This is a genomic window from Cellulomonas fimi ATCC 484, from assembly GCF_000212695.1.
GTDB classification, from domain to species: domain Bacteria; phylum Actinomycetota; class Actinomycetes; order Actinomycetales; family Cellulomonadaceae; genus Cellulomonas; species Cellulomonas fimi.
In genome coordinates this window covers 2,821,481-2,834,197 of record NC_015514.1, presented here as the reverse complement: position 1 = coordinate 2,834,197, position 12,717 = coordinate 2,821,481, and the positions used below count along the sequence as shown (strand labels likewise).

The following is a 12,717-nucleotide window of genomic DNA, read 5'->3' as shown; positions in this document are numbered from 1 at the left end:
GGGCCCCGGCCGGAAGAATCGCCCGGGTCGCATCGTTACGACCCATGGCCGCCGACCACGGCCGCCGCACCGAGACCCGGGAGCCCGCACCTGTGAGCACGTGCCTGACCGAGCGCCGCGCCGTCGACCTGCACCGGGTCTCCAGCGCGCTCTGTCGGCTCCCGTCCGGTCGCTGACCCGCGGGCTCGACGCCCGCCCCCGCACCCGGTCGGTCCCGCGCCGCCCGCACCCGTCCGCGCCGTCCCGGCCGGCACCCGCGTCGTTCCGACGCCCTCCGACCTCGTCGTGACGTGCCCCTGCGCACGCCTCCGAAAGGCCTCGTCGTGCCCGACACCGCCGTGCAGCCGAAGCGCCGGCTGCGCTTCCCCTCGTTCACCGTCCAGGTCCTGCTGGGGCTCGCCCTCGGCGTGCTCCTCGGCTGGGTCGCCCTCCAGATGGGCCCCACCGCCGACGGCACCCCGAACTGGCTGACCACCACGCTCGACACCATCGGCTCGTCGTTCGTCACCCTGCTCAAGGCAATCGTCCCGCCGCTCGTGTTCCTCGCGATCGTCACCTCCATCGCGAACCTGCGGCAGGTCACCAACGCCGCACGCCTCGCCGGCCAGACGCTCCTGTGGTTCGCGATCACCGCCGCGATCTCCGTCGCCGTCGGCATCGGCCTGGGCCTCGTCTTCCAGCCGGGGTCGCGCTCCACGCTCGACCCCGCGGGGGGCAGCGAGCCGAGCTCCACCGGCTCCTGGCTCGACTTCCTCAACGGTCTGATCCCCGGCAACGTGCTGGGCCTCGGTGCCGGCACGCAGGTCACGCCCGGCGACGACGGCTCGTTCACCGCGACCACCTCGATCTCCTTCAACGTCCTGCAGATCGTCGTCGTCGCGCTCGTCATCGGCATCGCCGCGCTGCGCACCGGCAAAGCCGCCGAGCCCTTCCTCGCCTTCAACCGGTCCGCGCTCGCCGTCGTCCAGAAGGTCCTGTGGTGGATCATCCGGCTCGCGCCGCTCGGCACCCTCGGCCTCATCGGCAAGGCCGTCGCGACCTACGGCTGGGACCTGCTCGCTCCGCTCGGCACGTACGCGGTCGCGATCTACACCGGCCTGGCCGTCGTGCTGCTCGTCGTCTACCCGATCGTGCTGCGCACCAACGGCCTCGGGGTCGCGAGCTTCTTCCGCGGCGCCTGGCCCGCGATCCAGCTCGCGTTCGTGTCCCGCTCGTCCGTCGGCACCCTGCCCGTGACCGAGCGGGTCGTCGAGCGGAACCTCGGGGTGCCGCGCTCGTACGCGTCGTTCGCCGTGCCGCTCGCCGCGACCACCAAGATGGACGGCTGCGCCTCGATCTACCCGGCGATCTCCGCGATCTTCGTCGCCCAGCTGTTCGGCGTCGACCTGTCCGTCACCGACTACCTGCTCATCGCGTTCGTGTCCGTCGTCGGGTCCGCCGCGACCGCGGGCCTCACCGGTGCCGTCGTCATGCTGACCCTCACGCTGTCGACGCTCGGGCTGCCGCTCGCCGGCGTCGGGCTGCTCCTCGCGATCGACCCGATCCTCGACATGGGCCGCACCGCGGTGAACGTCGCCGGCCAGGCGCTCGTGCCGACCGTCGTCGCCAAGCGCGAGGGCATCCTCGACCTCGACCGGTACGCCTCGGCGTCCGCCGAGAACCTGTTCACCGACGACGAGCCCGCGGCCGACGACACGACCGCCGTCGGGGCCGAGCAGGACGCGGTGTCGCGGGACGTGCCCGCACAGCGGGAGCCGGTCCGCACGGCCTGACGCGCGTCTGCCGGCCGACGCCCCGCGCCGCCCGCGGCGTGCCCGGCCCGGCTGACGCCCCGCGCCGCCCGCGGCGTGACGGGCCCGGCTGGCCGACCGCGCCCCTCGGTGCCCTTCGCCGCCGGTGCGGTGACGGGCCCGGCCGGTCGACTGCGCCCCCGGCGCCCCTCGCCGCCCGTGCGGTGAAGGCCCGGCCGGTCGACCGTGCCGCCGACGCCCCGGTCGCCGCTCCTCGTGAGCCGGTGACCGGGGCGTCGTCGTGCCGGCCGGCCGCGCGCTCCGCGTCAGGGGCTCACCGTCGCGCCGCGCGCGCAACACCGCCGACACATCGGCGCGCCAGGATCGCCCTGCCACCCCGATGCGGGTCGACGGGCTCTGCCGGCGGGTGGTGCGACACCCGACCAGGAGGAGCTGCCGCCGTGCCGACCACCACGACCGTCGTCGTCGACGCCGACGACCCGCTGCGCCCGGACGTGCGGGCGCTGCTCGAGGAGCACCTCGCGGACATGTACGCGACGTCGCCGCCCGAGTCCGTGCACGCCCTCGACCCCGCCTCCCTCACCGACCCTGCCGTGACGTTCTGGACCGCCCGCGACGCGCGCGGGGCACTCCTGGGGTGCGTCGCCGTGAAGGAGCTCTCCCCGGCCGACGGCGAGCTCAAGTCCATGCGCACCACCGTCCCGGCCCGGGGGCGCGGCGTGGGCGCGACGCTGCTCGCGCGGGCGGTCGCCGAGTCGGCCTCCCGCGGGTACCGGACGCTGCACCTGGAGACGGGGACGCAGGACTACTTCGCCGCGGCCCGCCGCCTCTACGTGCGCGCGGGGTTCGTGCCCTGCGGCCCGTTCGCGGACTACGCGCCGGACCCGCACAGCGCCTACTTCCGGCTGGACCTCGTCGCCTCACAGCGGGTGCCGTAGGCCGCTCGCACGTCGGACGGGTCGCTCGACGGCTGCCCGCACGGCGTCGGGCGAGCCGATCACGTGCACGGACTCGCGGGCGCGCGTCACGGCGGTGTAGAGCAGCTCGCGGGTCAGCAGCGGCGACGTCGCGGGCGGCAGCAGGACGGTCACGCGCGTGAACTGGCTGCCCTGCCCCCGGTGCACCGTCATCGCGTGCACCGGCTGCACGGCGGGGAGCCGGTGCGGCCGCACCAGGTGCGGACGATCGGGATCGCCGAACGCCACGACGACGGCATCGCCCGGTGCCGGTCCGTGCGCCGCCGGCCCACGGGTCCCGGTGCCGACCAGGTCCCGGACCACGACCCCGGTGTCGCCGTTGGACAACCCGCTCGACGGGTCGTTCTCCGTGACGAGCAGAGGCAGCCCCAACGGCCACGGCTCCCGGGAGTCGCGCGCGTCCGTGGCGGCCTCGACCCACGCCTCCGCCTGGGCCGCCCAGCGGGCCACGCCGGCCGGGCCCTCCCGGTGGGCGAGCAGCAGCCGGTGCTGCCCGAGCGCCGCGAGCGCGGCGGCCGCGTCGCCGGCACGAGCGGCCGCGACCAGCGCCCGACCGGCGGTGACGACGTCGTGGCGCAGGCCGACCAGGTCGTCCGGCGCCGGCGCGTCGACCTCCGTGGCCGTGAGACGGACGTGCGCACCGCCCGTCCTCAGGAGGGCCAGCGTGGCGTCGGCGTCGCCCGCGCGGACCGCCGCCGCGAGTGCGGCAAGGTCGTCGCCGAACCGGTGGGTCTGGGTGAGCCGCACCACCGCGCGCCCGTGCAGGGACGCCACGAGGTCGCCCAGCACGGCACCCGCCTCGACGCTGGCGAGCTGGTCGGGGTCACCGACGAGAACGAGCCGGGCGTCCGGCCGGAGCGCCTCCACCAGCCGGGCCATGAGCGGCAACGACACCATGGAGGACTCGTCGACCACGACGACGTCGTGCGGCAGGCGGCGGTCCCGGTCGTGCCGGAAGCGGGTCGTGCTGCCCGGGCGTGGCCCCAGCAGCCGGTGCAGCGTCGTCGCCGTGAGCGTCCCGACGCGCGCCCGGTCATCCTCGTCGAGGGTCGCGACCTGGGCGTTGACCGACTCCTGGAGCCGGGAGGCGGCCTTTCCGGTCGGCGCGGCGAGCGCGACGCGCAGGCCCGGTCCGGCGGTCGCCTGCAGCGCGGCGACGAGCCGCGCGACCGTCGTGGTCTTGCCCGTGCCGGGGCCGCCCGTCAGGACCGTCAGCAACGACGTCGACGCCGTCCGCAGCGCCTCGCGCTGCCGGTCGTCGGTCGCGGCGGGGAACAGCCTGCGTGCGACGTCGTCGATCGCGCCGTCGCTGCAGTTGCTGCCGTCGACGGGCCCGTCGCCGCCCGCCGCGTCGATGTCGGCCTGGTCGTCCGCGGCCCCGGGTGCGGCCGGTGCCCCGCGAGCGAGGCGTGCCTCGACCTCGCGGCGGACCGACAGCTCGTCGCGCCAGTACCGGTCGAGGTAGACGCGGCCGTCCACCCACCGGACCGGCCGGTCGTCGGCACCGTCGAGCCCGTCGCCGACCAGCGGGCTCCGGCGCACGGCGGCCACCCAGCCGTCGGGACCGTCGAGCGCGGGCCAGGGCAGGTCGGCGGCACGCGGGGGATCGGCCCCGTCGAGCAGCGCGGCGACCGCACCCGGAGCGTCGGCGAGCTCGACGCAGACCGACCCGGCCCGCACGGCCGCCACCGCGAGCGCGACCGCGAGGTGCACCCGCTCGTCGGTCTCGTGCGCGATCGCCCCGAGCCGACGCGCCACATGGACGTCCGCCGACGCGAGCGCCCCCGCTCGGACGAACGGGGCGAGCAGCCCGTCGACACGCCACGGCACGCGGGGATCGGTGCCTCGCCCGTCCCCGGCAGGTGCGTCGACCGTCACCCGGCACCTCCCGCCAGCAGGTCCGAGAGCGCGACGACGAGCGCCGCCGGTGGCCGCCAGGCCATGACGCCGGTCGGCTCGGCGCCGACGACCGGTGCGTCGGGTCCGGTCATGCCCCGGACGAACAGGTACAGCCCGCCGCCCAGGTGCTGCTCCGGCGCGTACCCGGGGAGCCGCCAGCGCAGGTACCGGTGCAGCGCGACGGAGTAGAGCAGGAGCTGCAGCGGGTAGTGGGACGCGACCATGGCGTCCACGAGCGCGTCCGGGCGGTAGTGCCAGGCGGTCAGGTGCTCGTCGTGAGGCGCCAGCCGGTTGGTCTTGTAGTCGACGACGAGGTACCGGAACCCACCGCTCGCAGCGGGCACGCGCAGCACCGCGTCGATGCTGCCGGTGAGGTAGCCGCGCAGGTCGCCCGACCCCAGGTCGCGGTCGATCCGGTCCGCGTAGCCGGCGAACGGGTCGTCCGCGGCGAGGTGCCGTCGCAGCGCCGACGCCACGTCGCGCAGGCTCGCCGCCCCGCCACGTGCGCCGTCGGGTGGTCGTCCGCCGCCGCCGATCCCGCCGCCGTCCCCGCCGGCCAGGGGCAGCTCGAACTCCAGCTCGGCGAGCCGGTCGGCCGGCGCGACGTCCGCCAGCGCGAGCCCGTTCGCGAGAGGCCCGAGCGGGGTCCGCAGGGCGGGGAGCAGCGCGTCGGCGAGGACGTCCGGCGCCACCCCGAGGGGAGCCGCGAGGCCGGTCGCCGCGCACGCGTCCACGAGTGCCGCGCGGAGGTCGGGAGCCCGGGTGTCGACGTGCTCGAGCACGGCGTGCGTCAGCGTGCCGAAGGCGGTGCCGCCCGGCAGATCGGCCATCGGCGAGTCGACGGCCCGCAGCGCGTGCTCCTTGTCGGCCGGAGCCGCGGGGGACGTCGGCGAAGTCGCCGACGCCGGGGACGCGGGGGACGCCGAAGACCCCGAAGACCCCGAAGACCCCGAAGACCCCGACGACCCCGAAGACCCCGACAACCCCGGAGACACCGGGGATACGGGGGCTACCGGGGACGCCGCGGGGGTAGGGGACGTCGGGGGAGCCGGGAGAGTTGCCGTCGGCGCCGACCCGACGGTCGCCGGCGTCGTCGCGCCCACGCTCGGGGCCGTGGTCCCCGCGGGTGGCCTCGGCGTGCCGGCGTGCAGAAGCTCGTCGTGGTCGGGCTCGTCCTGCGTCCCGGGCTGCTCGGGCTCGTCGCCCACCCCCGAGTCGTGGGCGTGGGCGGTGAGGCCGGAGTAGGAGGTGCGACGCCACACGAGGTCGACTGAGCGGTCGAGGACCGCGACGTCGAGCGGGGGAGCGGGCCGTTCGGCGGGCGACCACCGGACAGGTCCGGGCGCGGTGTCGACGACCTCGTGCACGAGGGTGCCGCTCGAGCCTTGCGCGAGCGCGGCCAGGCGGGCCCGCACCTGCGCGTCGCTCGGGAGAGTCACGCGGGCCGCAGCGGTGCCCGCGTCGTCGCGCGCGCCCAGAAGCAGCCGGGTCAGGGCGGACGTCGAGGAGTTCGCACTCGGCGCCCACCACACGACGACGTGCGAGTGTGCGCGGGTCAGGGCGACGTAGGCGAGCCGCAGGTCCTCGCCGGCCTCGTCGGCCTCGTGCCGTGCGAGGGCCGCCTCGTAGCCCGGGCTCCCGGGCCCTCCCACGTGCAGGACCCTCTCGTCGTCCTCGTGGAAGCGCAGCACGTCCGGCTTGGGCGGCGACCAGCGGTTCCAGGCGAACGGCACGAGGACGACGGGGAACTGCAGCCCCTTGCTCGCGTGCACGGTGATGACCTGGACCGCCGCCGCGTCGGTCTCCAGCCGGCGGCTGCGCTCCTCGGCGTAGTCCCCGGAGGCCTCCTCGATGCGGGCACGCAGCCACTCCGAAAGTGCCGCGGTCCCCAGCCCCCCGTCGAGCGCCGCCGCGTGCAGCGACTCGCCGACGTGCCGGAGGTCGGTCAGATGCCGCTCACCGTGCGCGGCGCGCAGCAGACGCTCGCGCAGACCGGTCGCGGCCGTCGACTCGAGCAGCGCCGCGACGCCACGCTCCTCGAGGACGTGCGCCCACGTGCGCACCTGGTCGGCCAGGGCGTCGAGGTCGTCGTCCGAGGCGAGCGCGAGCCGGTGCGCGTCCCACCCGACGAACGGCGTCATCGCGGCGGCCGCCGCGGTGCGGCTGTCACCGAGCCGTGCGAGAGCCGTCAGCAGCGTCAGCCAGTCCTGGGCAGCCGGGGAGCCGAACACGCTCGCAAGCCCCGAGATCACGGCGGGCACACCGGCGCCGACGAGCGCGGCGTGCACGGCCAGCGCTTCGGCGTTGGTCCGCACGAGCACCGCGACGTCCGCCGGCCGGGTCGGCCGCAGGGTCCCGGGCGCCTCCACGAGCTGCGTCTCGTCGAGGGTCCGCACCACCTGGGCCGCGACGTCCTGGTAGACGAGCGCCCGGACACGGGCCACCGCCGGCTGGCGCCCGGTCGTCGGCCCGACCGCGTCGCGCACGACCTGGCGCAGCACGACCGGGGGAGCACCGACGAGCCTCCGTTGGCTCCGGGCCGCCTGCACGGGCCGCACGACGATGCGCGGGTCTCCGAGCGCCGCCCCGCCGAGGATCGGAGTCAGTCCGTCGATCACGGGGCCGTCCGTCCGCCAGTTGCGTCCGAGCGTCTGGGCGCTGCCCTCGCGCGCGGCCCGCAGGTAGGTCGCGACGTCGGCGCCGCGGAACGCGTAGATGGCCTGCTTGGGGTCGCCGATGAGCACGAGCGTGCGGCTGCCGTGGAAGGCGAGCCGCAGGATGTCCCACTGCACCGGGTCGGTGTCCTGGAACTCGTCCACCATCACGACGCGGTACCGCCCGCGGACGCGGTCCACCGCGGCGGCGCCCGTGCGAGGGTGGGCGAGCGCGTCGCGCAGCAGGACGAGCAGGTCGTCGTAGTCCACGAGCCGCCGTGCGCGCTTGCGGCGCACGAGCTCGTCCCGGACGGCCCGGGCCAGGCCGTACCGGTGCTGGGCAGGGGTGCCCGGCTCCGCGTCGTCGGGACGCAGCGTCGCGGCGTGGTCGCTCACGGCGGCCCGCGCGACCGTGCGCGCGGTCGCCACGTCGAGCACCGCGGCGTCCGAGGTCGCGTACTTGCGCAGGTAGAGGTCGTCGACGACCTCCGCCTCCAGGTCGGCGACGTCCGGGATCAGGGTCGCGTCGCGGTCGACGTCGCCCGCGGTGCCGAGAACGGCGAGCATCTGCTGGCAGAAGCCGTGCGTCGTCGTGATCGTCGCGGCGTCGAAGTCGGCGATCGCTCGCCGGAGCCGTGCGCGCCGCACCGCGAGGTCGGCCGGGGACACGTCGGCCAGGTGGCGGACGACGTCGTCCTGCGACGCCGCCGCCGACTCCTCCCGCAGGGCGCGGTCGACCTCGACGAACCGTGCGCGCACCCGGTCGCGCAGCTCGGCGGTCGCGGCGCGGCCGAACGTCACGAGCATGAGCTCCGGCAGCGTCGCGACGCCCTCGGCGACGTACCGGACCGCCAGCGACGCGATGGTCGTGGTCTTGCCCGTCCCGGCGCTCGCCTCCAGCACGACGGTGCCCGTCGGGAGGGGACCGCACACGTCGAAGACGGGGACGGCGCCCGGCGGGGCCGTGTTCACGCGACCACCATCGCGACCGTCTCGTGGTCGAGCAGCGCGTCCCAGACCGTGCGGGCCAGGGCACCGAAGCGCGTCACGTCCTCCGGCCAGCGGGCGAGGTCGACCGGGGTCGCCGTTCCGGCAATCGTGTCCAGCGAGAACCCCTCGCCCCAGACGAGCGCGTGCGAGGGCTCGACGACGTCGAACCCGCCGGCGCCGCGGCGCGCCTCGTCGAGCGTCCCGAGCTCCTTGCGCGCGGCGGCCAGCGCGTCGTGCACCGGTTGTCCGTCCCACCGTGCCGAGCCGTACGCGCAGCTCGCGGCGAGCGGCAGCGGGAGCGGCTCGCACAGGGCCTGGTCCGCGACGGCGGCGAGCTGGCCGAGTAGCGACGCAGCGAGCTCGGGTGCCGGTGCCTGCAGCTCCGCGATCCGCGCGCCACCGCCCGGTCCGCGACCGACCGTGACCGCACGGGCGAGCGCGCCCGGTTCGGCGACGGCCGCGGCGAGGAGCAGCACCCACGCCCGCAGCCGGTGCTTGGCCGCGAGCCGGGAGTACACCGCGCGCACCAGCGTGTCCCCGTGACACGGGCCGACGGTTCCCGTCACGGGGCGGCCGTCGGGCAGCGTCAGCGCGACGTCGAGCGTCCGGCCCGGCTGGACGCGCAGCGTGCGCACCGCGTCGAGCACGGGCACCACCGACCGGGCGACGTCGTCCAGCGTCGCCGTCCCGAGCGATCCGGGCGGGACGTGGCCGCGGCGCCGCTCGGCCGCCACCGCCGTCGTGAGGTCCGCGCCGGTCAGGGCCGCGTCGAGGAGACGGTCGCCGATCTCCCACCGCTCGAGCCCGTCGAGCTGCAGCGGCAGGCGGTCGTCGAGCTGCGGCGCATCCCCGGGGGGCATCGCGCGTAGCCGACGTCGGACGAACGCGCGGACCGGGTGCGTGAGCACGTCGGCGACGTCGCCGACGTCGTCCAGCGGCTCGACGGGCGGCAACGGCTCCACCAGGAACGGTCGGCGACCCGCCCGCACGGCCCGGCCCGCGCGTGCGGCGGCGAGGTCGAGCGCGTCGAAGCTGAACGGCCCCGGCCGGCCGAGCGCGCCGCCGACGAAGTTGCGCTCGTCCACGGTCTGCAGCGGGTGATGGACGACGACGTGCTCACGCGCCGGCAGCCCGTCGGGAAAGACGACCGCGTCGTCCAGCGCGTCGAGCAGCTCGCCGACCGGCACCGCGGCCGGCCTCGTCGCGCCCGTGCGCTCGTCGGCGCCCGAGTGCACCACCAGCAGGTGGTCGGTGGCGCTCGTGACGGCGTCCAGGAAGAGACGTCGGTCCTCGGCACGGCGGTCCCGTTCGCCGACGAGCGGCTCCCGAGCGAGCAGGTCGTCCCCGTCGCGACCATGACCACGCGGGAAGGCGCCGTCGTCGAGGCCGAGCAGGACGACGACGCGGTGCGGCACCGCACGCATCGGCTCGAGCGAGCACACGGTCAGCGCTCCCGTGCGGAAGCCCGCGCGCGTAGGCCGGCCGCGCAGGTGAGGCTCGAGGACCGCGACGACGTCGGGCAGGCGTAGGTCCCTGTCGTGCTGCGCGGCCGAGGTCCGGACCTCCCCGAGGACCCGGAGCGCCTCGACCTGCTGCCAGCGGTCGGCCGGCGCGACATCGGTCAGCAGGTCGAGCGCGGCGGTCAGGGTGTCCAGCCACGCCGTCGCCGGACGGGTCCCGTCGAGCGCGTGCAGGACGGCGGTGAGCCGGTCCAGCAGCTCGGCGAGCCTGCCGACGAGGTCGACGTCGGTGCTGCCCACGTCGTCGACCGGCAGCACGGCGCCGACGTACCGCTGGTCCTCCTCCGCCATGGCGACGCCCAGCAGCAACCGGTCCAGCGCCCCGGACCACGTGCCCTGCGGGACGGAGCCCAGCCGGAAGCGGTCCCGTCGTGCGACGTCCTCACCCCAGCGGACCCCGGACTCCAGCGCCCACGCACGGATGCGGTCGAGGTCGGCGTCGTCGAGGCGGAACCGGTGCCGCACCGGCGCGAGCCCTGCGAGGTCGACCACGGCCGAGGCCGTCACGCGCGACGCGGCCAGATCCAGGAGCGTCGAGATGAACGCGAGCAGCGGGTTGGCGCGCGCCGGCGCCCGGTCAGCGACCCGCACGCGCAGCGACCGTCCCGGGTGCTCCCACTGCGTCCCACCGGTGCTGCCCGCGCCGAACGCCGCCGAGACCAGCGGGGCGAACGCCTCGACGTCCGGGCACATCACGACCACGTCCCGCGGCTCGAGCGACGGGTCGTCCGCGAGCAGACCCAGCACGGCCTCGCGCATCACCTCGACCTGCCGTGACCGGCCGTGGCACGCGTGCACCTGCACGGACCGGTCGCCCACGTCGACGACCGGTCGCTGCGCCGCCGCCTCGGTCGGTGCGGCGTCTGCCCGGAGGCGGCGCTGGAGGTGGCCGAGAGCCGTCGCCGGCGGATCGGCTGCGGCGTGCAGGATGACCTGCGCGTCGACGGCTCGCAGCCGGATCTGCAGCTCGACGGCGTCGCCCGCCATCGAGGCCAGGAGCGGGTGCTCGGCGACCGGTGGCAGGTCACGTCGCCGACCCGCTGGCGGCGACGCTGCTCCGACCCGCTCCCACAGCCGCAGCGACGGGTGGGGCAGCCAGAGGTGGACGTCGCGGTGCCGAGCCAGGGCGTCGAGCACCCGCACGTGCGCGTCCGGGAGTCGCGTCGCGCCCAGGACCGAGAGCCGGGCGGGGAGCGAGACCGTGTCCGGGGCGGAGGCGAGCATCGCGACGGCCTCGTCGATCCGTTGGGCCGGCGACGGTACGGCCGCCCGTGCCCGCACCAGCCGCCACAGGTGCGCCTGCCACGCGAGGTCGGCGGGGAGAGGGGCGCCTGCGCCGTCCTCGTCCCGTCCGTCGGCCCACGCGCGCACGACCGTCGGCCGCTGCACGTCGTACGCGGCGAGCAGGTGCGCGACATGCTGCGCGAGCCCGAACCTCCGCCCCTGCCGCATCGCGTCGTCGCGCGCGCCCAGGTGGTGCACGGGCGCCGCCAGGAGCGGGTCGTCGGCGTGGTCGTCGAGAACGCCGAGGACGTGCCAGGCGAGCTGTTCCGGCGCCCACGGGTCGTCCTCGGGCGCTGCACCTACCACCGCGGCGAGGACGTCGGCGACCGCCCGCGCGGGAGAGGAGAACCGGACGTTCGCACAGACGCCGTCGCCGCCACCGGCCTGCCCGAGCCGGTGCGAGAGCCGCTGCGCGACCCAGCGTTCGACGCCGCGCGTCGGCACCAGCACCACGTCGGGGGTGAAGGGGTCCGCGGGGGCCTCGGCGAGCACGCGTGCCAGCTCCTCCACGAGGACGTCGGCCCGCTCCGCGACGTGGACGTGCATCGCCCCCGCGTCGGTGCCGTCGGTCGTGTCCCTCACGGCCGTCACGCTAGCGGCCGGCCCCGACGGTCGCGGCAGAGCGGCGCTTGCCGTGGGAGCGCCGGGGCGCGCCGTGGGCTGTGGACGGTTCGACACGGCGCGGGTGTCGCCCTCGTGGCGTGCCGGACTTGTCGGATCCGTTCGCTAACCTCCTGCGACGTGAGCGAGTGGGTGCCCGGCCGGCATGTCCTGACCCCGCGTGAGGCGGAGGAGATGGCGGCGCACCACATGCGCCAGCTCGGGCACCCCGACGCCCGCACCAACCCCGGTCGCGGTGCAGACGGTGGCCTCGACGTCACCGCGTCGCGTGCACTGGCCCAGGTCAAGTTCCGGGGCGGCCGCGCGGGTCGGCCGGACCTGCAGCGTCTCTACGGCGCCCGTGCCGACCGCACCGACCTCGAGCTGTGGTTCTTCACCGGCCCGGGGTACTCCGACGAGGCGGTCGAGTACGCGGACCGGCACGCGATGGTGCTGTTCACGTTCGACCTCGCCGGTGCCCTGACTCCCGCCAACCAGGCCGCGTCCGACGTGCTCGACCGGGCCGCGGCCCTGCTCGCGTCCGGCGGGTTCGGCGCTCCCGCACGAGACGCTTCGCCTCCTCGACGGGCTGCCCGCCCGTCGGAGCCCGACGCCGCCCCGGACGGCGCGACGCGCTGGTGGGACGGCCCGCAGCACCCCGCCCCCGAGCCGGAGTTCACCGGGTGGCGGTGGGTCTCACCGGGCCGCGCCGTGCGGCGCAACCTGCTGCTCGTCGTGGGCGTCCTCGCTGCGGCCGCTGCGTGGCTCGTGGGTGCGAACGTCGAGCGCGTCGAGCACGCCGCCGCCACGGTCGAGCGGCTCACGGGACGGGTCGTCGACGTGGGCGCGGTCTTCGTGTGGTCGAGCGGCGTCGCGCTCGCCGCCGTCGTGCTCTACGTCGTGCAGGTGGCGATCATGTTCCGGCTCGGCAAGCACCCGCTCAAGGTGCCCGCGGGCCGTCGTCGTCGTCGTCAGCGCGAACGAGCGTCCGTCCGCTGACCCGCCCGCGGCGTCCGCGCCCGATCCTGGTCGTGCCGCCGCG

6 protein-coding genes are annotated in these 12,717 nt (G+C 76.2%); 3 read left to right on the top strand and 3 right to left on the bottom strand.

The window, feature by feature from the left end; genetic code table 11:
* Positions 1–323: 323 nt before the first annotated feature.
* Together CELF_RS12835 and CELF_RS12830 are read left to right on the top strand one after the other, a co-directional pair.
* On the top strand, positions 324–1,772 hold the full coding sequence (locus CELF_RS12835; protein WP_041553501.1) for a dicarboxylate/amino acid:cation symporter: 1,449 nt from the start codon (positions 324–326) through the stop codon (positions 1,770–1,772).
* Positions 1,773–2,191: 419 nt separating this feature from the next.
* A complete protein-coding gene (locus CELF_RS12830) occupies positions 2,192–2,689 on the top strand; it encodes a GNAT family N-acetyltransferase (RefSeq protein ID WP_013771692.1) in 498 nt (165 codons plus the stop codon).
* On the opposite strand, the gene recD is transcribed toward CELF_RS12830, so the two are convergent.
* From recD to recC, 3 genes are read right to left on the bottom strand one after another with little or no spacing between them, the layout of a single operon-like run.
* On the bottom strand, positions 2,672–4,558 hold the full coding sequence (recD, locus tag CELF_RS12825; protein WP_041554288.1) for an exodeoxyribonuclease V subunit alpha: 1,887 nt from the start codon (positions 4,556–4,558) through the stop codon (positions 2,672–2,674). The genes CELF_RS12830 and recD overlap by 18 nt on opposite strands.
* Positions 4,559–4,602: 44 nt before the next feature.
* On the bottom strand, positions 4,603–8,253 hold the full coding sequence (locus CELF_RS12820) for a UvrD-helicase domain-containing protein (protein WP_013771690.1): 3,651 nt from the start codon (positions 8,251–8,253) through the stop codon (positions 4,603–4,605).
* The gene (gene recC / locus CELF_RS12815; RefSeq protein WP_232014240.1) at positions 8,250–11,657 is read right to left on the bottom strand and encodes an exodeoxyribonuclease V subunit gamma; all 3,408 of its coding nucleotides are present in this window, start codon (positions 11,655–11,657) and stop codon (positions 8,250–8,252) included. Before recC ends, CELF_RS12820 begins: the two co-directional genes overlap by 4 nt.
* Before the next feature lie 159 nt (positions 11,658–11,816).
* Between recC and CELF_RS19575 the strand changes: the two genes are divergently transcribed.
* Complete coding sequence (locus CELF_RS19575) at positions 11,817–12,674, top strand: restriction endonuclease (RefSeq protein ID WP_126297775.1); 858 nt, start codon at positions 11,817–11,819, stop codon at positions 12,672–12,674.
* Positions 12,675–12,717 lie beyond the last annotated feature (43 nt).